A 22,485-nucleotide genomic window follows, 5' to 3' on the forward strand; every position below is an offset into this window, starting at 1 on the left:
ATGCAGACCAGCCCGCACTCGGGAATGTCGAGGCCCTCGCGCAGCAGGTTGATGCCCACCAGCACGTCGTAGACGCCCATGCGGAGGTCGCGGATCAGTTCGATACGCTCCAGCGTCTCCACATCGCTGTGCATGTAGCGCACGCGCACGCCCGCCTCGTGCATGAACTCGGTGAGGTCTTCGGCCATGCGCTTGGTGAGCGTGGTGACGAGGGTACGATAGCCCTTTTCCGCCACCGCCTTGCACTCGACGATGCAGTCCTGCACCTGATCCTCGACCGGGCGGATCTCCACCGGCGGGTCGATCAGGCCGGTGGGGCGGATCACCTGTTCGGCAAAGACGCCGCCCGCTTCGTCCATCTCCCAATGTCCCGGCGTGGCCGAGACGGCGATGGTCTGCGGTCGCATCGCGTCCCACTCGTTGAAGCGCAGCGGGCGGTTGTCGATGCAGCTCGGCAGGCGGAAGCCATATTCGGCAAGGGTGATCTTGCGGCGGTGGTCGCCTTTCGACATCGCGCCGATCTGCGGCACCGTCTGGTGGCTTTCGTCCACGAACAGCAGGGCATTGTCCGGCAGGTATTCGAACAGGGTCGGCGGCGGCTCGCCCGGCATGCGGCCGGTCAGGAAGCGTGAGTAGTTCTCGATGCCCGCGCAGGAGCCGGTAGCGGCAATCATCTCAAGGTCGAAATTGGTGCGCTGCTCCAGCCGCTGGGCTTCCAGCAGGCGCCCCTCGGTTTCCAGTTCCTTCAGGCGCTCGGTCAGTTCGAAGCGGATCGCCTCGCTCGCCTGCTTCATCGTCGGTCCCGGCGTCACGTAGTGCGAGTTCGCATAGACCCGCACCTTTTCGAGCGCCGAACCCTTCTTGCCGGTGAGCGGATCGAACTCGGCAATTTCCTCGATCTCGTCCCCGAAGAACGAGATGCGCCAGGCGGTGTCCTCAAGGTGGCTGGGGAAGAGTTCCAGGTTGTCCCCGCGCACGCGGAAGGTGCCGCGGGTGAACGCTGCGTCGTTGCGCTTGTACTGAAGCGCGACAAGCTTGCGGATGATCTCGCGCTGGTCCTGCGTGTCCCCGGTCTTGAGGTCGAAGATCATCGCCGAATAGGTCTCGACCGAGCCAATGCCGTAGAGGCACGAGACCGAGGCGACGATGATCACGTCGTCGCGCTCCAGCAGCGCCCGCGTGGCCGAGTGGCGCATGCGGTCGATCGCCTCGTTCACCGAGCTTTCCTTCTCGATGTAGGTGTCCGACCGGGCGACGTAGGCCTCCGGTTGGTAGTAGTCGTAGTAGGAGACGAAGTATTCGACCGCGTTCTCCGGGAAGAAGTCCTTCATCTCCGCATAGAGCTGGGCGGCGAGGATCTTGTTCGGCGCCAGGATCAGCGCCGGGCGTTGCAGTTCCTCGATCACCTTGGCCATGGTGAACGTCTTGCCGGAGCCGGTGACGCCCAGCAGCACCTGCGTCTTCTCGCCGTCTCCCGCCGTGGAGACGAGATCGGCGATGGCGGTCGGCTGGTCGCCGTTCGGTTCGTATTCCGAAACGACCTTGAACGGCCTGCCCGGCATCGACTTGTCGGGACGCTCGGGCTTGTGGGGGACGAACGTGCCCGAAGTATCCGGTTCCTCAAGGCCCCGGCGGATGATCAGCTCTGCCATGCGAGAACATATGGGGTATATCGCCCGCGCCCGCAATGACTCGAGGTGAGGACTCGCGGGAAGGGGCCGTCGATGGTACTTCGTCTGCCCTTCAACTTGGTGCGAAAGGTCTCGATTCTATGAAGCGGATCACGGCGGTTTCGGTGGTGTGTCTGGCGCTGGCTCTGGCGGCGTGCTCGAAGGAGCAGAAGAGCGGCGAAGCCAGGTCGATGGACGACGTGAAGCAGGAAGCCGCGCAGCTTCAGCGCCCGAAGCCGGGGCAGTACACGCAGAAGGTCGAGATCACGAAGATGGAAATGCCCGGCCTGTCCAGCGAGGCCGCCGAGCAGATGAAGACGGCGATGGCCAAGGGGCAGGTCAACACGTTCTGTCTGACCAAGGCCGAAGCCGAAAAGGGCTACCGCGACATGTTCGACGATATCGGCAAGGGGCGTGAGTGCACCTATTCGCGCTTCGATGTTGATGGCGGCAGGCTCGATGCCCAGATGGATTGCAAGTCCAACGAACAGGGGCAGGCGAGCATCAAGCTGGCCGGCACCGTGAGCGAGCAGGGCTCCGATATCAATGTGGACATGGACATGTCCGGCGGTCCCGCGCCGATGGGACAGATGAAGATGGCCATGCACCTGGTCACCTCGCGGTCAGGTGACTGCCCGTAGTATGATTGCTCGTAACCTGAAGGACTGAAGTGAACGGACCGGCCCCGCGACAGCTAGACATGATGCGCAGCGCAATCGCGCGCCGCGCGGCGCTGGCGCGCGAGCCGCATCCGGAAGGGGTGCGCAAGCCGCCCTTGCGCCTGTTCTTCGCCGAACTCGCTTCGCTGCGGCGCGGCGGCAGGAAGCTGCTGGGGATCGAGAAAGCGCTCCATCCCCAGCCGGTCATGCTGCTGCCGGGCTTCGGCGCGCATCCCAACCGGATGCGGCCAATGGCCGAGGCGCTGACGCAGGCCGGGCACGAGGTTCACGAATGGGGTCTCGGCTTCAATTTCGGGCCGAACCGGGAAAACTTCGAGTTCCTGATGCGCCGGGTCGGTTCGCTGGCGCGGCGACACCGGGTGCCGGTCACGCTGGTCGGATGGAGTCTCGGCGGCCTGTTTGCGCGCGAAATTGCGCGGCGACAGCCTGCCAGCGTCGGCAAAGTGGTGACGATGGGCACGCCGTTCTCCGGCGATCCGCGCGCCAACAACGCGTGGCGGGCCTATCAGGTCGTTACCGGTCACTCTGTGAATGCGCCGCCGATCGACTGCGATTTCTCCGAGAAGCCGCCGGTGCCGACGATCGCCTTGTGGAGCCCGCGCGACGGGGTGATCCATCCGCGCTCGGCTTGCGGCTGGCCGCATGAGCGCGACCGGGCAGTGGCGATCCGCTGCTCGCACCTCGGCTTCGCCAGCGATCCGCGGGTAATTGCGGAAGTGCTGCGACAGCTCGATATCGACGGCTAAGCCATCACATCGTCGCGGGCCTTGGCGACTGGGGCCTTGGCGCCGAGCGAGCAACCGGCGCTTGCCGCGATCATCATGGCCACGGCCAGCCATTGCAGCCCGGTGAGTCGCTCGTCCAGTACGAAGAAGCCGACGATCGCGCCGAGGGCGGGCGCCATCGAACTGAGCAGGCCGACGATCCGGCTGGAAAGCTGCGTCATCGCGCGCATTTCCAGCATATAGGGCAGGGCGCTTGACAGCAGCGCGACGACGAGACCGAGGGCGAGCGCATGGAGCGGCAGGCTTGCCGGGGCCGAGGCGATGCCGAACGGCACGGTGACGAGGCAGGCGACTGTCATTCCCACGGAAACCGCCGTCGTACTGCCCACTTCGGAGGCGCGCTTGCCGCAGAGGATATAGAGCGCCCAGCAGGCGGCCGCGGCGAGGGCGAAGGCGATCCCGGCAAGGTCCAGCGGCTGGGCGCGGCCCGGCCAGGGGATCAGCAGGGCAAGACCGCCCAGCGCGAGGGCGAGCCAGAGGAAGTCCCGCAGCGAACGCGAGGTGGCCAGGACCACGCCGAGCGGCCCGCAGATCTCGATGGCGACGCCGATGCCGATGGGAATGCGGCGGAAGGCCCAGTAGATCATCAGGTTCATGCCCCCCAGCACGAGACCGTAGACAAGCAGCCAGCGCAGTTGCCGCGCCGTGATCCGGCTGCGCCACGGGCGGGCGATGGCGAGCAGGATCACCGCCGAGATCGTCGTGCGCAGCGCCGCGACGCCCTCCGGACCAAGGAGCGGAAACAGGCTCTTGGCGAAAGCCGCGCCGAGATTGATCGAGGCCTGCGCCACGACGATGGAAAGACCGGCGAGGAGAGCGGTGCGGTCGTTCGTGGGGAATGTAGTCGGTGGGGCATGGGGCTTCGCGGTCATGCCATACGCGATGCCCTTGGCGGCGGTGAGGGGCAAGAGGCTAGGGAAAGTAAGCGCCCGCCTCCAAACGAGGCGATTTCCTAACCGCCCGGCAATAGCGGTGGGGAACCGCTGATAGGGCCGAGCCATAAGAAGCCGTCATAACGGGAGTCTGGTTGTTCTCCCGGAAAGGCGCCGAGCCCGATGAACGGCGTCCGTTTCAGATCGATCTCGCCCTTGGCGGGATGGTCGCCGCATTCGACGGCATCATTTGTGATCTTTTGTCCGGGATCTAAACGCAAACCCTTTTTGATTTGGCAGTACCACGCGGTTCCCGTTGCGTAACGGGTATCGAGACTGACCACCGGGGCATGTGAAGCGAGTCGAGCGGCCATGAAGTCAAAGCTTTCCGGTCCCTCTCCATAACGCGACTTTCTGGCATGGGCATTGCCGGTCAGAACCAGCACCCGATCGTAACTGCCGCGTGTTGCCGCCTCATGGATGTTTTCCGCCTGTACGGCTTCGCGAGGGCCATATCCGGCAAGATCGGAAAAACGCCTCTCCTGGGCGTCGTCGCTGTCGAATGCGATCACGGCGATAGAAAGGCCTGCTTCCTTCAACTTGTGCAGTCGAACCAGCAAGGCAAACATGGCCTGGCTGGCGACACCGTCCTGTCGCGCCTGCCAACCTGCGCGGACAAGGGCTTGCCCGAACTGACCGGGTGGCAGTTTCCAGGCGTCCTGCAAAGCGACATTGGCAGTAGGATCCAATTCGACACCGACGAGAATGCGTTGCTTTTGCGAGGCCAATGCGCAGGCTAGGTTGCCGATGAAGGCAGGACCCTGCTGCGTGCCATGCAGTTCCCCGAAGACGACGTATCGAGGCTGTCGGCTTGCGACTTCCGACCAGCCCTCGGGCAAGGCGCATGACTCCACGGCAGATGCCGAGGGCGAAGGCCCTTTTGCGACGGAGGTCGGGGCCGAAGTGGCGAGCAGGATCGAGGCCATCAAAAGCATGGCGCTATTCTTGTGTCATTATCGCGCCCGGACAAAGAACAGATCGGGCCGTTTCGGTGACGATTTCAGTCATTTAATGCAGCGCCTCCCGCAGCTTCGATCAGCCGCTTGGAGGGCGCCTGCGGTAACTCAGCGCCTCGGCGACGTGGAGGCGCGTGACTTGCTCCACTCCGGCGAGGTCGGCGATCGTACGGGCGACGCGTAGGATGCGGGTGTAGCCGCGGGCCGAGAGGTGCATCGCCTCCGCCGCCTGCATCAGCAGTTTCCGTCCCGCTTCGTCCGGTGTTGCATGGATTTCGAGAAGGTCGCCGTCGAGTTCGGCATTGGTCCGTTTCCGTGTGCCTTCCAGCCGGGCGGTCTGGATCAGGCGGGCGCGGGCGACACGGTCGGCGACTTCGGCGCTGCCCTCTTTGGGCGGCGGTAGCGCAAGATCGATGGCGCGCACCGGATCGACTTCGACGTGCAGGTCGATCCGGTCGAGCAGCGGGCCGGAAACCTTGCCCTGAGAATCCGCCGCGCACTTGGGTACGCGCGAGCACGCAAGGGCGGGATCGGCGAGGAAGCCGCAGCGGCACGGGTTCATCGCGGCGACCAGCTGGACTCGCGCAGGATAGGTCAGGTGGGCATTGGCGCGGGCCACGGTGACTTCGCCGGTCTCCAGCGGCTGGCGCAGCGAATCGAGGACGGCGCGCTGGAATTCCGGCAGTTCGTCGAGGAACAGCACGCCAAGGTGTGCCATCGAGACTTCGCCGGGCCGCACCTTGAGGCCGCCCCCGGTCAGCGCCGCCATCGAGGCGGAGTGATGCGGCGCGCGAAACGGGCGGGCGCGGCTGATCCGGCCTTCCTCCAGGGTTCCCGCGACCGACGCGATCATCGAGACTTCCAGCGCCTCGGCGGCGGTCAGTTCGGGCAGGATCCCGGGCAGGCACGAGGCGAGCAGCGATTTTCCGGCGCCGGGCGGCCCGCTCATCAGCAGGTTATGCGATCCGGCGGCGGCGATCTCCAGCGCGCGGCGGGCGACTTCCTGCCCCTTTACCTGCCGCAGGTCGGGGCCGCGTTCGGGTGGATCGGCGCGGCCCTGCTCGGGTGGAGGCAGGACTTGCGTGCCCTTCAGGTGATTGAGTAGGCTGATCAGGTTCGGCGTCGCCACCACCGGCACGCCGCTGGCCCAGCGTGCCTCGCTGCCTTGCGCGGCCGGGCAGATCAATCCGAGGTCGCGTTCGCTGGCATGGAGCGCGGCCAGCAGGACGCCGGGTGAGGGGATTACCCGGCCGTCCAGCGCCAGTTCGCCCACCGCGACGAAATCCGCCAGTTGCTCTGAATCGACGATCCCCATCGCCGCCAGCAGGGCTAGCGCGATCGGCAGGTCGTAATGCGAGCCTTCCTTCGGCAGGTCCGCCGGAGAGAGGTTGATTGTGATCCGCTTGGGCGGCAGTGCCAGACCCATGGCGGTTAGCGCGGCGCTTACCCGCTGGCGACTTTCCCCGACGGCCTTGTCCGGCAGGCCGACGAGCGCGAACCCCGGCATTCCGGGGGCGACCTGACACTGGACTTCAACCGTGCGCGCTTCCAATCCCAAGTAGGCGACAGTTGAAACGAGGGCGACCACGAAGGCTGTTCCTTGCCTATTCGAACTTATATTTGGATAGTTGCGTTATATAACCAAACTAAGCTGAAGTAATTCTCGTTGTCCAGAAGGTTAAAGTCTTTTAACCTTAGCTCTAACGACTTGTGTAAGCAGATAGGTCGCATTCCATGGATATGCGCTCGCTTGCCACTCTTCTCGCTCTGGCGACCCTGCTTCCGGTCCTGCCCGCGCAGGCTGCGGAGGGCAGGATTTCCTACGAGCTGGTGGAGACGGACTCGGGCCTCGTCGAAGGCGATCCGGGGCTGGCCGATCCCAGTTACGTGGAGCAGGCCGCGATCGAGAGCGATCGCGCCGGTCTGTCGCAGGCGGCTTTCTGGCAGAGCGGCCCGGCGGCCATTCCGCGCGGCATCGCCGCTTACGGTCCGTTTCGCGTGATCGATGCCGCCCATGCGGCGCTGGTCGATGCCACCGATTCGCGCAGCCCGGCGCAGTTCGCGGCGCTCCTGCGCGATTATCCGGGCATCGTGCAGCTTGAGATGATCGAGTGCCCCGGCACCGAGGACGATCTCGCCAACTTGCGTCTTGGGCGCCTGATTCGCGCGCGTGGCATCGCCACGCATGTGCCGACCGGCGGCTCGGTGCGCTCGGGCGCGGTCGAGCTGTTCCTTGCCGGAGTCCGTCGCTACGCCGATCCCGGCTCGGAGTTCGCGGTCCATGCCTGGCTGGATGATACCGGCCGTTCGCCGCGGGACTATGCGGCGAATTCGCCGGAGAATCGCCGCTATCTCGATTATTACCGGCAGATGGGCATGAGCGAGGCGGAAGCCTCGGCCTTCTACGGCATGACCAACGCGGTCCCGTTCGAATCGGCGCGCTGGTTCGACGGCGCCGAAATGGCGCGCTGGGTCTCGCTCGATCGGCGTGACGCCTGTGGGTCTATCCGAACAGCGATGCCAGCCAACTCCTGCGTTTTGGCGGTCGCTGCGCGCCGCTGACCTGCAGCAGGTGATTCGCCAGGAGCGTTGCCTGGTTCCGCGTCAGGAAGAATCGCGAAGTGTCGGGTTCCTCGCCGGCTTCCCAGCTATCCCGCTCGAAGGTCTGGAGTTCCAGCATCACGTTGGGGCCGAGGTCGCGCGAGGACCATCCCACCAGCACGCCGATTCGCTCGTCCTTCGTCATCGATTCGCCGTGTTCACCTTGAATGGCTCCTTCACCGCCGGAAACGGGCTTTCGCCGCAAGGTTAGCATGGACCGGGGGCAGGCCGCGTCGTCCGTTAGGGGCGCTTGGGTGGACGCGGCGGGGCATTGGGGGTACTCGCATGAGCAAGGGCAATCGGTTGAGTCCATTTCGCGGCAGGGAAAGCGTTTCCCGGGTGCTGCGAATGCGCCTTTCCCTTGACTCTCGCGCCCCGCTCTCGTAACGGCGCGCTTCAGTTTTGCGGTCGACCTCTTGGGGCGACCCTGTTTGTTCGGGTCCTCCGGGGCCGCATTTGAATTTCGAGGACCGTCATGAAGCGCACTTTCCAGCCCAGCCGCCTTGTCCGCGCCCGCCGTCACGGCTTCCGCGCCCGTACGGCGACTGTCGGTGGCCGCAAGGTGCTTCGTGCGCGCCGCGCTCGCGGCCGTTCGAAGCTTTCGGCCTAAGTCTTCCAAGCCCGAATCCCTAACCGGATTTGGGCTGGGATGCGGCACGCGGCCCGTGTCGCCATCCGAGTTCCCGTACCTCGGGGATTCGGGTGGCGGCACGGGCCGCCGCCGTTTGTGGTCCTGGCGCTCGTGACTTGCGATGTTTGCAGTCCGGGCCGCAGACCCTATCTCTGACGCGATGACCGCCAGCCCTTACTCCACGATGACGAAGCGGGCCGACTTCGTCGCCGCCAACGCCGGCCTGCGGGTCGCGCGGCCGGGATTCGTGCTGCTTGCCAAGGCGAACGGCGGGCAGGGCATGCGCGTCGGCATCACCGTCACCAAGAAGATCGGCAATGCCGTGGTGCGCAACCGCATGAAGCGGCGCTTCCGGGCGCTGCTGCGCGAGATGCTGCCGGAGCACGGGCTTGCCGATACCGATCACGTGCTGATCGGCCGCGAGAACGGCGTCGAGCGGGACTTCACCCTGCTGCGGGACGAGCTGCTGGCCGCGCTCGGCCGCGCCCAGGCGGGGAAGGGCGATCCGCCGCGCAGCCATCGCGGCCGCAAGCGTGGGCCGGGCGGCAAGAGCGGTTCTGCAAAGAATGGCGCGTCCAAGGTGGCAGGCCCAAAGGTTTCGGGGACGTGAAAAAGGCGCTCGCCTTCCTCGTCTCGCTGCCGGGGTTGCTGCTGATTCTGGTGGCGCGGGCCTGGCAGCTCGGTCCCTCGAAACTGATGCCGCCGACCTGCCGCTATGCCCCGTCCTGCTCGCAGTACGCCATCATAGCGGTCCGCAAGCACGGTGCGATTAAGGGTGGCTGGCTGGCGTTCAAGCGTATATTGCGCTGCCAACCATGGGGCGGGCACGGCTACGACCCGGTCCCCGACTGAATGAAATCGGGCAGCCAAGTCGCTGCCACTGACGCGAAATACGACAGGAAAAAGCCTTCGTGGATAAGCAGCGCAACATCATAATCGCGGTCGTTCTGACCGCGCTCGTGCTCTTCGGCTGGGAAGCCGGGGTCGGGTACTTCTATCCGCAGGCGAACAAGCCGCAGCCGGTCGAGCAGGCCGCTCCGGCATCGGGCAACTCGGGGGATTCCGCCGGCAAGCCCACCCGCGAAGGTGGTCTGCGCGACGCCGCCGATCTGGCGCTGGAGCAGAAGGACCTCAAGACCGCGCTTGCCGCCCCCGGCCGCATTCCCATCGTTGCGCCCGGCGTCTCCGGCTCGATCAACCTGACCGGCGCGCTGCTCGACGATCTCGTGCTCAACCGTCACCGCGAGACCGTGGAGAAGAACTCCGGCCCGGTCCGCATGTTCTCGCCCTCGGGCACCCCGGCGCAGCAGTACGCCCAGTTCGGCTGGGTCGGCGATGGCATCGCCGCGCCGACCGCGCAGACGGTCTGGACCGCGCCGCAGGGCGCGAAGCTCACGCCGTCCACGCCCGTCGTCCTCACCTGGGACAACGGCAAGGGCCAGATCTTCTCGATCACCTTCAAGGTCGACGACAACTACCTCGTCACGGCCGACCAGCAGATCCAGAACCGCGGCACCGGCGCGGTGGCGGTCCAGCCCTTCGCGCTGGTCAACCGCACCGACCGCACCGCCGCAGCCTATGCCTGGACGTTGCGCACCGGCGGTATCGGCGCCTTCGACGGCTCGGTCACTTTCGGCCCCAAGTACGATGCGCTCGCCAAGGACGGCACGATGCCGCAGCCGGGCAATGCCGACTGGATCGGCTTCACCGACGTCTACTGGATGTCGGCCGTCATCCCCGTCAATGCCAAGGCCCAGGGCGCGTTCCGCTCACAGGGTAACGGCATCTTCCGCGCCGATGTCGTCTACGACAAGTCGGTGGTCCAGCCGGGCCAGGCTCTGACCCGCGAGACCAAGCTCTTCGCCGGCGCCAAGGAGCACAAGGTGCTCGACGCCTATGAAGCGCAGGGCATCGCCAACTTCGGCCTCGCCATCGACTGGGGCTGGTTCCGCTGGTTCGAGAAGCCGATCTTCTGGCTGCTGACCAAGCTGTTCAGCCTCGTCGGCAACTTCGGCGTCGCCATCATCCTGCTGACCGCGATCGTGCGCGGCATCATGTTCCCGGTCGCCCAGCGCGGCTTCGCCTCGATGGCCGCGATGCGCGCGATCCAGCCGAAGATGAAGGCGATCCAGGAGCGCTACAAGGACGACAAGCAGAAGCAGCAGCTTGAGATCATGGCGCTCTACAAGCAGGAGAAGGTGAACCCGCTCGCCGGCTGCCTGCCGATGTTCCTCCAGATCCCGGTGTTCTTCGCGCTTTACAAGGTGCTGATGCTGGCGATCGAGATGCGCCACCAGCCCTTCGTGTTCTGGATCAAGGACCTTTCCGCTCCCGATCCGCTGCACATCCTGAACCTGTTCGGCCTGCTGCCGTTCACGCCGCCCAGCTTCCTGGCGATCGGCGTGCTGGCCCTGCTGCTCGGCGTGACGATGTACCTGCAGTTCAAGCTGAACCCGGCCCAGATGGACCCGGCGCAGCAGCAGGTCTTCGCGCTGATGCCCTGGTTCATGATGTTCATCATGGCGCCGTTCGCATCGGGCCTGCTGGTCTACTGGATCACCTCGAACCTGCTGACCATCGCCCAGCAGAAGTTCCTCTACAGCCGCCATCCGCAGCTCAAGGCGATGGCCGAGAAGGAAGCGCAGGACAAGGCACGCGCCGCCGAGCGCGGCAAGAGCAAGGCCTGAGACATATCATGACCGAAGAACAGGCCGCACAGGCTGAACTGGCCGAGCAGGCGCGCAAGCTCTTTTCAGGACCGGTGACGTTCCTGAAGAGCGCGCCTGCGCTCAAGTTCCTGCCCGATCCCGACGCGCCCGAGATCGCCTTCTGCGGTCGCTCGAATGTCGGCAAGTCGTCGCTGCTGAACGCGCTGACCGGCCGCAAGGCGATCGCGCGCACCTCGGTGACGCCGGGCCGCACGCAGGAACTGAACTTCTTCGAGGTGGGGGAGCCGATGCAGTTCCGCCTCGTCGACATGCCGGGCTACGGCTTCGCCAAGGCGCCGCCCAAGGTCGTGGAGACCTGGCGCCGCCTGGTGCGCGACTATCTGCGCGGCCGCGTCGTGCTGAAGCGCACGCTGCTGCTGGTCGATTCGCGCCACGGCGTGAAGGATGTCGATGCCGAGATGATGAAGATGCTCGACGAATCCGCCGTCGGCTACCGCATCGTCCTGACCAAGGCGGACAAGATCAAGGCGAGCGAACTGGAAAAGGTTCACGCCGAGACGATCGCCGAAGCCCGCAAGCATCCCGCGGCCTTCCCGGAAGTTCTCGTCACCTCGTCCGAGAAGGGCCTCGGTATCGCGGAACTGCGCGCGGCGGTCTTTGGTGATTCGCTGATCTAAGCTCTTTTGCAAAATGCCCGTATGGGCATTTTGCTGCGGCACCGGCCCACGCCCCCACCCTACCACCCATTGGTATTATCCTGCGGGTGGTAGGGTGGGGGCGTAGGCCGGTGCCGCGAAATTCGCCCTCAGCGAATTTTCAAACGGACTCTCAGCCCCGGATGCCTCCGGAATGATCGTTTTCCCTTTTGATATTCGCAGCTTGATGCGCAATCATGGCGCTGCTGCCCGGTTGCCGCCCGGAACATCCGGAAAACTGCGAATGTGACGATTGCGTGACGAGCGCGGTTCCCCTAGGGGCGCTCGGTCGCGCCAATGAGAAGAAAGGACTCTCGCCATGCGCCAGATCGCCGTTCTTCCCTATCGCACTATCGGCCCTGCCGTGGATGCGCCGATTCAGATCCTGCTGATCACGTCGCGCAGCACGCGGCGCTGGGTCATTCCCAAGGGCGGACTGATGAAGGGCTATCTGCCCCATGCCGCCGCCGCCGCCGAAGCGGAGGAGGAAGCGGGTGTGCTGGGTGCGGCCTGCCCGATCCCGCTGGGGTCCTATCGCTACCGCAAGCAGCGCGCTTCGGGCGCTTCGGTATGGGCGGATGTGGATGTATTCCCCTTCGCCGTCACCGAAGAGCTTGACTCGTGGGACGAACAGCATCAGCGCGAACGCCGCTGGTTCTCTCTCGCCGACGCCGCTAAGGCGGTCGACGAAGAGGATCTTCGCGCGCTCATCCGGTCCTTCGGTGCGCGCGAGTTCCGCGCTGCGGCCAGCCCCGCGCGCCTGATCGGCGCGATGGCTGACCGCATGGCCGACAAGACAGGGATCAATACAATGTTTGCCTGGTTCCAGAAGCTGCTTCCGCAGCAGGGCAATTTCTTCGATCTGTTCGAGCAGCAGGCTGCCACGCTGGTTGCCGGTGCCGACGCGCTCGCGCGTCTGGCGCAGGGCGGCCCCGGCCGCGGCCAGCACATCCGCGAGATCGAGGAACGCGAACACGACGCGGACAACATCACCCGCGAAGTGCTCCAGACCGTCCGCCGCACGTTCCTGACGCCGTTCGATCGCTCGTCGATCACCAGCCTCATCACCACGATGGACGATGCCATCGACGAGATGCAGCAGGTCGCGAGCGCGGTGAACCTTTACGAGGTCGCCGAGTTCGAGCCGGAAATGATCGACATGGCCGCCATCATCGTCGACGCCGCGCGCCTTACCGCCGAAATCATGCCGCTGCTGCGCAAGATCGCCGACAACGGCCACCGCCTGCACGAACTCACCGAGCGCCTCGTGCGCATGGAAGGTCATGCCGACGAGATCCACGCACGCGGCCTGAAGCGCGTGTTCAAGGCCGACACCGGCAGGGATGCGCTGCATTTCATCGTGCGGCAGGAAATGTTCAAGCGCCTCGAACGCGTGGTCGACCGCTTCGAGGACGTCGCGAACGAGATCGACGGTCTCGTGATCGATCACGCCTGACCGGCGGGCACTCGACATGGAGCATACCCTTGCCCTGCCGCTGCTGTTCGGCCTCGTCGCGCTGGCGCTCGCCTTCGACTTCCTGAACGGCCTTCACGACGCTGCCAACGCCATCGCCACCGTCGTCGCCACGCGCTTGCTGTCGCCGGTCGTCGCGGTGCTGTTCGCCGCCTTCGGCAACTTCGCCGCCTACTGGATCATGGGCCTCCACGTCGCCGAGACGGTGGGCAAGGGCATCATCGACAAGGACGCGGTGACGCCCGCCGTGGTGTTCGGCGCTCTGGTGGGCGCGATGTTCTGGAACGTGCTGACCTGGATCAAGGGCATCCCCTCGTCCTCCAGCCATGCGCTGATCGGCGGTCTCCTCGGCGCGGGTATCGCCGCCGCCGGGCCGGGCGTCGTCGAATACGAAGGCACCGTGAAGACGGTGATCGCCATCGTCGCCTCGCCGGTGCTCGGCTTCATCCTGGCGATGGCCATGATGCTGCTTACCTCCTGGGTGTTCAAGGGCACCACCCCGCGCGCCTCCAACGGCATCTTCAAGACGCTGCACCTGTTCTCCTCGGCAGCCTATTCGATCAGCCACGGCGGCAACGACGCGCAGAAGACCATGGGCATCATCGCGGTGCTGCTCTACTCGACAGGACACCTCCAAGGCGGCTTCCACGTTCCCGAATGGGTCGTGCTCGCCTGCTACACGGCGATTTCCATCGGTACGCTCTCGGGCGGGTGGAAGATCATCAAGACCATGGGGTCGAAGCTCACCAAGCTGAATCACCACTCCGGCTTCTGCGCTTCCACCGCAGGCTCGATCGTCGTCTTCGGCGCGAGCGCCATGGGCATCCCGGTCTCGACCACCCACGCCATCACCGGCGCCGTCGTCGGCACCGGTGCGGCTCGCCGTGCCAGCGCAGTGCGCTGGTCGGTGGCGAGCCGGGTGATCGTCGCGTGGTTCGTGACGATCCCGGCCAGCGCTATCGTCGGGGCGCTGTTCTTCTATCTGACGCGGCTTTTCTAAGTAGAGAGAAGTTCTGGGGGATGATCCCCCAGACCCTCGGAATGTCTACGCCGCGCGCTACCTATCCGGTGCGCGCTCCTTGCGGCGCAGCCATTAAGTCTCCCGACGCAGCCATGGGTGCAAGACGCTGTTGGCCCGCCTGACCTAGACGGTATTTGGGGTGCAGGGGGGCTTTGCTCCCCTGCTTTGATTCTTCCCTACTGCGACATCTTGCGACGCTGTTCATCCTCGACTTTGCCAGGCTGAACCGATAGGCCCGATACTCGGCCTACGGGGAACTGCGCAGTGAAGCTTATCATCGGCAACAAGAACTACTCGAGCTGGTCGCTGCGCGGCTGGCTGGCCTGCAAGCAGTCGGGTCTGGCCTTCGAGGAGATCACCGTCCCGCTGTTCGGCGACGACTGGGAAGCCGCCCGCAGTTCCGAGGATCTCGCGCCGAGCCACGGCAAAGTGCCGATCCTGTGGGACGGTGAGGCGGTGGTGTGGGACAGTCTCGCGATCATCGAGTATCTCGCCGACAAGGTCGGGCGCGACCGTTTCTGGCCCAAGGACGATGCCGCGCGCGCCATGGCCCGTTCGATGGTCGCGGAAATGCACTCCAGCTACATGCCGCTGCGCCGCGCCTGCCCGATGAACATCCGCAGCCGCGTGGAGGGTGTCGCGCTGGGCGAGGACGTGCGCGCGGACATCGTGCGCATCCTGACGCTTTGGGCCGAGGCCCGCGCCCGCTTCGGCAAGGGCGGACCGTTCCTGTTCGGCACCTTCGGCGCGGCTGACGTGATCTATGCGCCGGTCGTCAGCCGCTTCCTCACGTATGGCATCGGCGTTCCCGGCTTCGCGCAGGCCTATATGCAGGCCGTGTGGGAGCACGAGTGGATGCAGCAGTGGATCAACGCCGCCGAGTCCGAGGACTGGGTGATCGAGCAGTACGAAACCCCGATCCGGTAAACCTTATCCCGGCCGTCTGGAGGGGTAGGGCGTGCCGTCCTTGTGGGCATAGCCCTGCTCGTTCCAGAGCATGTCGATGTCGGGATAGGACCCGCCGGTATCCTTTCCGGCGGCGATGGCGATGAACGTGCAGTCGGTCTCCGTCTCGTTCACGAGGTGGTGGCCGTTCTCGGCGCCCTTCGGCCATGCGCAGACGTCGCCGGGGCGGATCGCGGTGCGCCCGCCGTCCTCGATCAGCACGGCCTCGCCGGAAAGCATCACCAGCAGCTCGTCCTCCCCGCGGTGCCAGTGGCGCTGGCTGGACCAGGCGCCGGGCTTCAACACGACATGGCTGGCGGTCAGTTCCGTCAGCCCGCCTGCGGGGGCGAGGCGCCGCCACCAGCGCCCCTCGACGGCGGCATCGAACGGCGGCGGATAGCCGGTGCGGTTGGACTGCGGGATCGCCTCGATATCCAGTCTGGGCATGGTTCGCTTCCTTGAAAGCCTGTGTCTCGGCTATGGTCTTGGGCGCGGACCTGTGCAATGGCCCGCCGCATGACCCAGCCCGTACTCGCGCTCGCCGAAGCCCTGCTTGCCTGCCCCAGCGTCACGCCCGCCACCGGCGCGGTGTTCGACTGTCTGGAAGGCCAGCTCGCCCCGCTCGGCTTCGCGGTTCACCGCTTCCTGGCGGGTGAGGCGCCCGACGGTCCGGTCGAGAACCTCTTCGCGATCCGCAAGGGCCCGGAAGGCTCGCGCCACTTCGCCTTCGCCGGCCACCTCGACGTGGTTCCGCCGGGCGAGGGCTGGTCGAGCGCGCCTTTCGCACCGGAAGTGCGCGGCGAATTGCTCTATGGTCGCGGTGCGGTCGACATGAAGGGCTCGATCGCCTGCATGGTCGCTGCCGCCGCGCAGATCCCGGCGGACCTGGGCACCATCAGCTTCATCATCACCGGCGACGAGGAAGGCCCGGCCCGCTTCGGCACCCTCGCGCTGATCGACCACATGCGCGCGGTGGGCGAAATCCCCGACCTTTGCCTCGTCGGCGAACCGACCTCGGTGCACCGCCTCGGCGACATGATGAAGATCGGCCGCCGCGGCTCGGTCAATATCTGGCTGGAAGTCGAGGGCGTGCAGGGCCACGTCGCCTATCCGCATCTGGCCGACAATCCGATTCCCCGGTTGGTCGCCATGCTGGCCGAACTCGACGCGATCGTGCTGGACGAGGGGACCGACTGGTTCCAGGCCAGCAACCTCGAAGTGACCGACCTCACCGTCGGCAATCCCGCGACGAACGTGATCCCGGCAAAGGCTTCGGCCCGCATCTCGATCCGCTTCAACGACCTGCACACCGGCGAGAGCCTGTCGCGCCGCGTCACCGAGATTGCCGAGCGCCACGGCGGCACCGCCCGCCCGGTGATCTCGGGCGAAGCCTTCCTCACCGAGCCGGGCGCTTTCTCGACGATGCTGGCGGAGGCGATCCGCGCGGAAACCGGCGTCGAACCGGAGCTTTCGACCAGCGGTGGCACGTCCGACGCGCGCTTCCTCAAGGACCTGTCGCCGGTGATCGAGTTCGGCCTCTCCAACGCGACGATGCACAAGCGCGACGAGGCCGTGGCGATTCCCGACCTCGACATGCTCGTGCGCATCTATCGCCGCGTGACCGAGGCGGCGCTCGCCCCCTCCTGATCGGCGCTCCGAACAGCATTCTGAACAGACGGATAAGTCCGGCGGACGACGTTGACCGGACCGGTCACGCTGTTAGTCTCGCCGGCAATTTTATTGCGAGGTGACAATGGGCAGGCGCCTGACGCTTTACATTCTTATCGGCATGGTGCTGGGCATCGCCGTGGGCTGGCTGCTGCATGCGACCATCCCGGCGGACGATCCGCGCCTTGTGCAATGGGCCGACTATTTCAGGCTGCTGCCCGACGTCTTCCTGAAGCTGATCAAGATGATCATCGCGCCGCTGGTCTTCGCGACGATCGTCACCGGCATCTCCGGCATGGGCGACAGCGCCGCGCTGGGCCGCATCGGCGGCAAGGCGCTGGGCTGGTTCATCACCGCCAGCCTGATCTCGCTGGGCCTCGGCCTCGTACTGGTCAACCTGTTCAAGCCGGGCGTCGGGGCGGGCCTCACCACCGGCTCGGACCTCGGCAAGCTGGAAACGGGTGAACTGACCTTGCGTCACTTCATCCTCGAAATCTTCCCGAGCAGTGCCATCGATGCGATGGCGCAGAACAACATCCTGCAGATCCTCGTTTTCTCGGTCTTCGTCGGCGTCGGCCTCACCGCCATCGGCGAGAAGGGCGCGATCATCGTCAAGGTGAGCGAGGCACTGTCCGAACTGATGCTGCAGATCACCGACTACGTGATGCGCTTCGCACCCTTCGCGGTGTTCGGCGCGCTCGCCAGCGTGATCGCCAAACAGGGCCTCGGCATCATCATCACTTACGGCGTGCTGGTCAGCGAGTTCTACTTCGCGATGCTGCTGCTCTGGGTCCTGCTGTTCCTGATCGGCGGCGTGTTCCTGCGCGGGCGGATCGTCACCCTGTTCCGCTACATCCGCGAGCCGCTGCTGCTCTCGTTCTCGACCGCCTCGTCGGAAGCGAGCCTGCCCAAGCTGTTCGAACAGCTCGACCGCTTCGGCGTGCCGCGCCGCATCTCGGGCTTCATCCTGCCGCTGGGCTACAGCTTCAACCTCGACGGCTCGATGATCTACATGAGCTTCGCGTCGATCTTCATCGCGCAGGCTTACGGCATCCACGTCCCCATCGGCACGCAGATCCTGATGCTGCTGACGCTGATGGTCAGCTCCAAGGGCATCGCCGGAGTGCCGCGCGCCAGCCTCGTGGTGATCGCGGCGACGCTGACGCAGTTCGGCCTGCCGGTCGAGGGCATCGCGCTGCTGCTGGGCATCGACACCTTCCTCGACATGGGCCGCTCGGCGACGAACGTGGTCGGCAATGCGGTGGCGACGGCAGTCATCACCCGCAGCGAAGGCATGCTCCAGCCGCTGGTCGATCCGGACGAGGAAATGCCGCATGCACCGTCGCATACCTCCTCGGAAGGTCGCCGCGGGCTGAATATCGATCCGGAGCAGTACGAAGGTTGAAGGGAACAAGCAGGGGAGCAAAGCCCCCCTGCACCCCCATTACCGTCCAGGTCAGGCGGACCAACTGCGTAGTGCGCCCATGGCGGCGTCGGGAGACTTATTGGCTGCGCCGCAGGGAGCGCACACCGGATAGGTCGGGCGCAACGCCGACATTCCGAGGGTCCGGGGGATCTCCTGAGCTTGTCGAAGGGCCCCCGGGTCTTCCTTTATTGCTTGAGCTTAACCGGCGTAAACGGCGCCAGCCCGCACCCGGTCCCTCGCTGAAATTCGCTACCCACGCGGTTGAGCGGATAGATGATATCCTGCTGGCAGAGCTGCGAGAGCGAGGTCGCGTAAGTGAAGCTGTCCGCCGATTTCAGCCCCGGACAGCGGTTCGGCAGAGTCACCCGCCAGACGCGGTTGCCTGCGCCGCCGATGAAGTCGATGGTCCAGTCGTCGCGGATGCGTGTGTTGGAGAATTGCGTGAGCGGCAGGCAGTCCTGAGCGGAGCCCACGGCTTCGGCGGCGGGACTGGGAGGTGGTGGCGGGGAAGGTTCGTGATCGGAGCAGGCGGCCAGCGCCAGCGGTGAGAGCATCAGGACAAAGCGACGGAGGGCCATGGGTAAACTCCCGATCAGGCGGCTTTCTTCGCACCCTTCTCCAGAACCTTGTCCTTGTAGTCGCACAAGTCAACCACCGGGCAGCGCCAGCATTCGGGCGTGCGCGCCTTGCAGATGTAGCGGCCGTGGAGGATCATCCAGTGGTGCGATCCCACCCGGAACGGCTGCGGCACCCGCTTTTCGAGCTGCTTCTCCACCGCCAGCGGAGTCTTGCCCTTGGCGATGCCGGTGCGGTTGCCGACGCGGAAGATATGCGTGTCCACCGCGAAGGTTTCGGCCCCGAAGGCGCAGTTCATCACGACGTTGGCGGTCTTGCGGCCGACGCCGGGGAGTTCGACCAGTGCGTCGCGGTCTTCCGGCACTTCGCCCTGGTAGCGTGCGACGAGGATTTCGGAGAGCGCGATGACGTTCTTGGCCTTGGAATTGAACAGGCCGATGGTCTTGATGTGCTGCTTGAGGCCTTCCTCGCCCAGTTCGACCATCTGCGCGGGCGTCTTCACCTCGCGGAACAGCGCCCGCGTGGCCTTGTTGACGCCCACGTCGGTCGACTGTGCGGACAGCACCACCGCGACGAGAAGCTGGTAGTTGTTGCCGAATTCCAGCTCCGTCTCGGGCGAGGGGTTAAGCTCGGCGAGACGGCGGAAGAATTCGAAAATCTCGGCCTTGTTCAAAGGTCCAGCACCTCGGGCATGGTGTAGCGGCCGGCGTGCTTGTGCTGGAGCCACTGGGCGGCCTTGACCGCGCCCTTGGCAAAGATCGTGCGGTTTTCGGCGAGGTGCGAGAACGAGAGGCGCTCGCTGTCGCCGAGGAAGTGCACGGTATGATCGCCCGCCACGGTGCCGCCGCGCAAAGCCGCGAAGCCGATGGTCCCGCTCTCGCGCTTGCCGGTGATGCCGTCGCGGCCGCGCACGGCGGTTTCGGCGAGGCTGACTTCGCGGCCCTTGGCAGCCGCTTCGCCCAGCAGCAGCGCGGTGCCGGAGGGAGCGTCCACCTTCATGCGGTGATGGGTCTCGACGATCTCGATGTCCCAGTCTTCGCCCAGCTTGCTGGCGGCTTCGCGCACGAGGTGGGCGAGCAGGGTGACGCCCAGCGAGGTATTGCCGGTCTGGAGCACGGGAATGTGCTGCGCGGCCGAATCGATCAGCCAGTGGTGGCGTTCCTCCAGCCCGGTCGTGCCGACGACGATGGGAATGCCCGCGTCCACCGCCGCATCGAGGTTGGCTTCGAGCGCGGTGGGGGTGGAGAAGTCGATCAGCACATCGGAATGCGCGGCCAGTGCGCCAAGGTCGCCGTCGCGGCCGATCCCGCCGGAAAGCTCTTCGCCTGCTGCCGTGATGGCCTGTGCGATGGCCTGTCCCATGCGCCCCGCGCTGCCGATAATTCCGATTCGTGCCACTTGCCGTCTCCGTTGAAGGCTGGTCTCATGGCCGGGATGAAGGACATCCGCAACATCGTCATCCTCACCGGCGCGGGCGTCAGCGCCGAAAGCGGCATCGATACCTTTCGGGATGCCAAAGATGGGGGAGGAGGGCTGTGGGAACAACACCGCGTCGAGGACGTGGCGACGCCCGAGGCGTTCGCCCGCGATCCCGATCTGGTGCTGCGCTTCTACGACATGCGGCGGGAAGCGATCCAGACCAAGGCGCCCAATGCCGCCCATCACGCGCTGGCAAGGCTGGACCGCGAATGGCCGGGAGAACTGCTGATCGTCACCCAGAACGTGGATGACCTGCACGAGCGGGCAGGGGCCAAACGGGTGCTCCACATGCACGGCGAGCACCTCAATGCCTGGTGCACCGCCTGCGACGAGCGCGTGCCGTGGACGGGGGCGCTGATCGACCGTCCGGCCTGCCCCGAATGCGGCGCTGCGGCGCTGCGGCCCGATATCGTCTGGTTCGGAGAGATGCCCTATCGCATGGACGAGATCTTCGAGGCCTTGGAGCGGGCGGACCTGTTCGTCTCCATCGGCACCTCGGGCGCGGTCTATCCGGCGGCGGGTTTCGTGCGCAATGCGCGGGAGTTCGGGGCGGAGACGCTGGAACTGAACCTCGAACCCTCGCAAGGCACGATCTGGTTCGACGAGGCACGCCATGGCCCGGCGACCGAACTGGTCACGGCATGGGTGGACGAGGTGCTCGGCGCATGATTCATCGGGGAAGCTGCCACTGCGGCGCGGTCACGCTGGAACTGGCGGATCAGCCGCGCGAGGTCTGCGACTGCAACTGCTCGGTCTGCCACCGGCTGGGCGCCTTGTGGTCCTATCACAGCCCGGCGAAAGTGCGGATCGAGGGCGAAGTCAGCGGCTACCAGACCGGCGACAAAATGCTGACCTTCTGGCACTGCCCTGATTGCGGGTGCACCACGCACTGGAGCTCGGTCGATCCGGCGCTGGACCGGATGGGCGTGAACATGCGCCTGTTCGCGCCGGAACTGCTCGCGGGACTCTCGGTCTACAGTTACGACGGCAGATCGGCCTGAACCGCGGCCTCTCCCGCGGTTGCCATGCCGCAGGCGGAGCAGCCGGGATCCTTGGCGATCCTGAGCGGGCGCATCGACGGGGCCATGCCGTCGATCAGGTGGAGCGTGCCGAACTGCGGCTCGCCCAGCGCGGACTTGCCCGCCAGCAGCACGCGCATGGCATGCATCGCCGCAAAAGTGCCGACCATGCCGACCATGGCCCCGAGCACGCCGTCCGCCGCGCAGGTATCGCAGTCCTGCGCATCGAAGGCATCGCCCACGAAACAGCGGTAGCAGGCCTGATTCGCCAGATGTCCGGCGAAATTGGCAACCTGGCCCTGGAAGCGACCAACCGCCGCGGACGTGAGGGGAATGCCGAGTTTCACACAGGAATCTGACACCATGAGCCGAGTCGCGAAGTTGTCACACCCGTCCAGTACCACGCTGGCGCCGGAGAGAATCTCTGCCGCGTTGTCACCCCCGAGACGCGTTACGCATGGCAGGATCTCAAGGCCAAGATCAAAGCGCCGCACCCATTCGGCCGCCGCTTCCGCCTTGGGCTTGCCGATATCCGATGGCGAATAAATCGTCTGGCGTTGCAGATTGCTGACGTCCACCGTGTCGTCGTCGATCAGCGTCAGCCGTCCTATGCCGGCTGCGGCGAGATATTGAAGGGCAGGACTGCCTATCCCGCCGCAGCCGACAAGCACCACATGGGCGTCCGCCAGGGCGACCTGGCCGACCCCGCCTACTTCGGGCAGCACGATATGGCGCGCGAAGCGCTGGAGGCGTTCGGGAGAGAGGTTCATCGGCTTTCGGTGTTCTCGGCTTCGACCGGCCTCGGCGAGGTGGCAGGCAGGGATGCCGATGGTGAGGCAGATGGCGATGCCGACTCTGGCCGCTCCTTGCGGAAACCATGCATGCCGAACCACCACTGCGTGGCGATGACCGCGCCCTTGGCGGGCTGGAGCATGCCGATCATCATCGCCACGGCGAGCGGGATCAGGATCGCGAACATGGCCGCCGGGCCGAGGTGGAAGTCCTTGGACAGGGCGATGATCAGCGGCGCCATCAGGTGGCCGGTGACGATCATGGCGATATAGGCCGGGAAGTCGTCGGCGCGCTGCGGGGTCAGGTCGAGCGTGCAGACCGGGCAGCGTTCCAGCGGTTTCAGCCACTTGCGGAACAGCCGTCCCTCGCCGCAGCGCGGGCAGCGGCAGCGAATGCCGCGCAGGGCGGCTTGCGAATAGGCGGCAGGAAGTGCGGCGGGAAGGGCAGCGCTCATGGCCATGACCTA

Annotated in this window: 26 protein-coding genes; 15 read left to right on the forward strand and 11 right to left on the reverse strand. The window is 65.7% G+C overall.

Going from position 1 to position 22,485, the window contains the following annotated elements; all coding sequences use genetic code 11:
* On the reverse strand, positions 1–1,652 hold a 1,652-nt coding region (gene uvrB / locus V7066_RS02330), incomplete at its 3' end, for an excinuclease ABC subunit UvrB (RefSeq protein ID WP_334181633.1).
* Positions 1,653–1,771: 119 nt separating this feature from the next.
* On the opposite strand from uvrB, the gene V7066_RS02335 reads away from it, so the two are divergent.
* Together V7066_RS02335 and V7066_RS02340 are read left to right on the forward strand one after the other, a co-directional pair.
* Complete coding sequence (locus tag V7066_RS02335) at positions 1,772–2,311, forward strand: DUF3617 domain-containing protein (RefSeq protein ID WP_334181634.1); 540 nt, start codon at positions 1,772–1,774, stop codon at positions 2,309–2,311.
* Between the two features lie 59 nt (positions 2,312–2,370).
* The gene (locus V7066_RS02340) at positions 2,371–3,096 is read left to right on the forward strand and encodes an esterase/lipase family protein (RefSeq protein WP_334181635.1); all 726 of its coding nucleotides are present in this window, start codon (positions 2,371–2,373) and stop codon (positions 3,094–3,096) included.
* Here V7066_RS02340 and V7066_RS02345 read toward each other — a convergent pair.
* The 3 genes from V7066_RS02345 to V7066_RS02355 all read right to left on the reverse strand — a co-directional run bounded on the left by V7066_RS02345 (position 3,093) and on the right by V7066_RS02355 (position 6,611).
* On the reverse strand, positions 3,093–4,007 hold the full coding sequence (locus V7066_RS02345; RefSeq protein ID WP_334181636.1) for an EamA family transporter: 915 nt from the start codon (positions 4,005–4,007) through the stop codon (positions 3,093–3,095). The two genes, V7066_RS02340 and V7066_RS02345, sit on opposite strands and share 4 nt — an antisense overlap.
* 80 nt (positions 4,008–4,087) lie before the next feature.
* Positions 4,088–5,002: a hypothetical protein gene (locus tag V7066_RS02350; protein ID WP_334181637.1), complete on the reverse strand. Its 915-nt coding sequence runs from the start codon at positions 5,000–5,002 to the stop codon at positions 4,088–4,090.
* A gap of 100 nt (positions 5,003–5,102) precedes the next feature.
* Positions 5,103–6,611 (reverse strand): YifB family Mg chelatase-like AAA ATPase, encoded by a 1,509-nt coding sequence (locus V7066_RS02355; RefSeq protein ID WP_334181638.1) that lies wholly within the window; start codon positions 6,609–6,611, stop codon positions 5,103–5,105.
* Positions 6,612–6,763: 152 nt separating this feature from the next.
* Here V7066_RS02355 and V7066_RS02360 point away from each other — a divergent pair, with 152 nt between their 5' ends.
* A complete protein-coding gene (locus V7066_RS02360) occupies positions 6,764–7,585 on the forward strand; it encodes an alpha/beta hydrolase (RefSeq protein ID WP_334181721.1) in 822 nt (273 codons plus the stop codon).
* Here V7066_RS02360 and V7066_RS02365 read toward each other — a convergent pair.
* Positions 7,527–7,769 (reverse strand): hypothetical protein, encoded by a 243-nt coding sequence (locus V7066_RS02365; RefSeq protein ID WP_334181639.1) that lies wholly within the window; start codon positions 7,767–7,769, stop codon positions 7,527–7,529. The genes V7066_RS02360 and V7066_RS02365 overlap by 59 nt on opposite strands.
* 330 nt (positions 7,770–8,099) lie before the next feature.
* On the opposite strand from V7066_RS02365, the gene rpmH reads away from it, so the two are divergent.
* The 8 genes from rpmH to V7066_RS02405 all read left to right on the forward strand — a co-directional run bounded on the left by rpmH (position 8,100) and on the right by V7066_RS02405 (position 15,041).
* Positions 8,100–8,234 carry a 50S ribosomal protein L34 gene (rpmH, locus tag V7066_RS02370; protein WP_086494189.1) on the forward strand — a complete coding sequence of 45 codons (135 nt, stop codon included), beginning with the start codon at positions 8,100–8,102 and terminating at the stop codon, positions 8,232–8,234.
* A gap of 181 nt (positions 8,235–8,415) precedes the next feature.
* Complete coding sequence (gene rnpA, locus V7066_RS02375; protein ID WP_334181640.1) at positions 8,416–8,865, forward strand: ribonuclease P protein component; 450 nt, start codon at positions 8,416–8,418, stop codon at positions 8,863–8,865.
* Entirely contained in the window at positions 8,862–9,107 is a 246-nt protein-coding gene (gene yidD / locus V7066_RS02380; RefSeq protein ID WP_442947290.1) for a membrane protein insertion efficiency factor YidD, read from the forward strand. The genes rnpA and yidD overlap by 4 nt, the downstream gene beginning before the upstream one ends.
* 59 nt (positions 9,108–9,166) lie before the next feature.
* Positions 9,167–10,942: a membrane protein insertase YidC gene (gene yidC / locus V7066_RS02385; protein ID WP_334181641.1), complete on the forward strand. Its 1,776-nt coding sequence runs from the start codon at positions 9,167–9,169 to the stop codon at positions 10,940–10,942.
* A gap of 8 nt (positions 10,943–10,950) precedes the next feature.
* Complete coding sequence (gene yihA, locus V7066_RS02390) at positions 10,951–11,601, forward strand: ribosome biogenesis GTP-binding protein YihA/YsxC (protein WP_334181642.1); 651 nt, start codon at positions 10,951–10,953, stop codon at positions 11,599–11,601.
* Between the two features lie 337 nt (positions 11,602–11,938).
* Positions 11,939–13,075 (forward strand): DUF47 family protein, encoded by a 1,137-nt coding sequence (locus tag V7066_RS02395; protein WP_334181643.1) that lies wholly within the window; start codon positions 11,939–11,941, stop codon positions 13,073–13,075.
* A gap of 16 nt (positions 13,076–13,091) precedes the next feature.
* Positions 13,092–14,093, forward strand: a complete 1,002-nt coding sequence (locus V7066_RS02400; RefSeq protein ID WP_334181644.1) for an inorganic phosphate transporter — start codon at positions 13,092–13,094, stop codon at positions 14,091–14,093.
* A 285-nt stretch (positions 14,094–14,378) separates the two neighbouring features.
* Positions 14,379–15,041, forward strand: a complete 663-nt coding sequence (locus V7066_RS02405) for a glutathione S-transferase family protein (protein ID WP_334181645.1) — start codon at positions 14,379–14,381, stop codon at positions 15,039–15,041.
* Positions 15,042–15,044: 3 nt separating this feature from the next.
* Here V7066_RS02405 and V7066_RS02410 read toward each other — a convergent pair whose 3' ends face one another.
* A complete protein-coding gene (locus V7066_RS02410; protein ID WP_334181646.1) occupies positions 15,045–15,506 on the reverse strand; it encodes a cupin domain-containing protein in 462 nt (153 codons plus the stop codon).
* Positions 15,507–15,575: 69 nt separating this feature from the next.
* On the opposite strand from V7066_RS02410, the gene dapE reads away from it, so the two are divergent.
* The gene (gene dapE, locus V7066_RS02415; protein WP_334181647.1) at positions 15,576–16,706 is read left to right on the forward strand and encodes a succinyl-diaminopimelate desuccinylase; all 1,131 of its coding nucleotides are present in this window, start codon (positions 15,576–15,578) and stop codon (positions 16,704–16,706) included.
* A gap of 106 nt (positions 16,707–16,812) precedes the next feature.
* Complete coding sequence (locus V7066_RS02420) at positions 16,813–18,132, forward strand: dicarboxylate/amino acid:cation symporter (RefSeq protein WP_334181648.1); 1,320 nt, start codon at positions 16,813–16,815, stop codon at positions 18,130–18,132.
* A 206-nt stretch (positions 18,133–18,338) separates the two neighbouring features.
* Here the strand turns inward: V7066_RS02420 and V7066_RS02425 are convergent, their stop codons facing one another.
* Genes V7066_RS02425 through dapB form a run of 3 tightly spaced genes read right to left on the reverse strand, consistent with a single transcriptional unit; the run spans position 18,339 to position 20,127 of the window.
* Complete coding sequence (locus V7066_RS02425; protein ID WP_334181649.1) at positions 18,339–18,731, reverse strand: hypothetical protein; 393 nt, start codon at positions 18,729–18,731, stop codon at positions 18,339–18,341.
* A gap of 14 nt (positions 18,732–18,745) precedes the next feature.
* On the reverse strand, positions 18,746–19,402 hold the full coding sequence (nth, locus tag V7066_RS02430) for an endonuclease III (RefSeq protein WP_334181650.1): 657 nt from the start codon (positions 19,400–19,402) through the stop codon (positions 18,746–18,748).
* Entirely contained in the window at positions 19,399–20,127 is a 729-nt protein-coding gene (gene dapB / locus V7066_RS02435; RefSeq protein ID WP_334181651.1) for a 4-hydroxy-tetrahydrodipicolinate reductase, read from the reverse strand. The genes nth and dapB overlap by 4 nt, the downstream gene beginning before the upstream one ends.
* Positions 20,128–20,163: 36 nt before the next feature.
* Between dapB and V7066_RS02440 the strand changes: the two genes are divergently transcribed.
* Complete coding sequence (locus V7066_RS02440) at positions 20,164–20,877, forward strand: NAD-dependent deacylase (RefSeq protein WP_334181722.1); 714 nt, start codon at positions 20,164–20,166, stop codon at positions 20,875–20,877.
* Positions 20,874–21,209 carry a GFA family protein gene (locus tag V7066_RS02445; protein WP_334181652.1) on the forward strand — a complete coding sequence of 112 codons (336 nt, stop codon included), beginning with the start codon at positions 20,874–20,876 and terminating at the stop codon, positions 21,207–21,209. Before V7066_RS02440 ends, V7066_RS02445 begins: the two co-directional genes overlap by 4 nt.
* Here the strand turns inward: V7066_RS02445 and V7066_RS02450 are convergent.
* Positions 21,188–21,997 carry a HesA/MoeB/ThiF family protein gene (locus tag V7066_RS02450; protein ID WP_334181653.1) on the reverse strand — a complete coding sequence of 270 codons (810 nt, stop codon included), beginning with the start codon at positions 21,995–21,997 and terminating at the stop codon, positions 21,188–21,190. The two genes, V7066_RS02445 and V7066_RS02450, sit on opposite strands and share 22 nt — an antisense overlap.
* On the reverse strand, positions 21,994–22,473 hold the full coding sequence (locus tag V7066_RS02455) for a DUF983 domain-containing protein (protein ID WP_334181654.1): 480 nt from the start codon (positions 22,471–22,473) through the stop codon (positions 21,994–21,996). Before V7066_RS02455 ends, V7066_RS02450 begins: the two co-directional genes overlap by 4 nt.
* Positions 22,474–22,485: the final 12 nt, after the last annotated feature.

It is taken from the genome of Novosphingobium sp., assembly GCF_036820275.1.
Taxonomy (GTDB): Bacteria; Pseudomonadota; Alphaproteobacteria; order Sphingomonadales; family Sphingomonadaceae; genus Novosphingobium.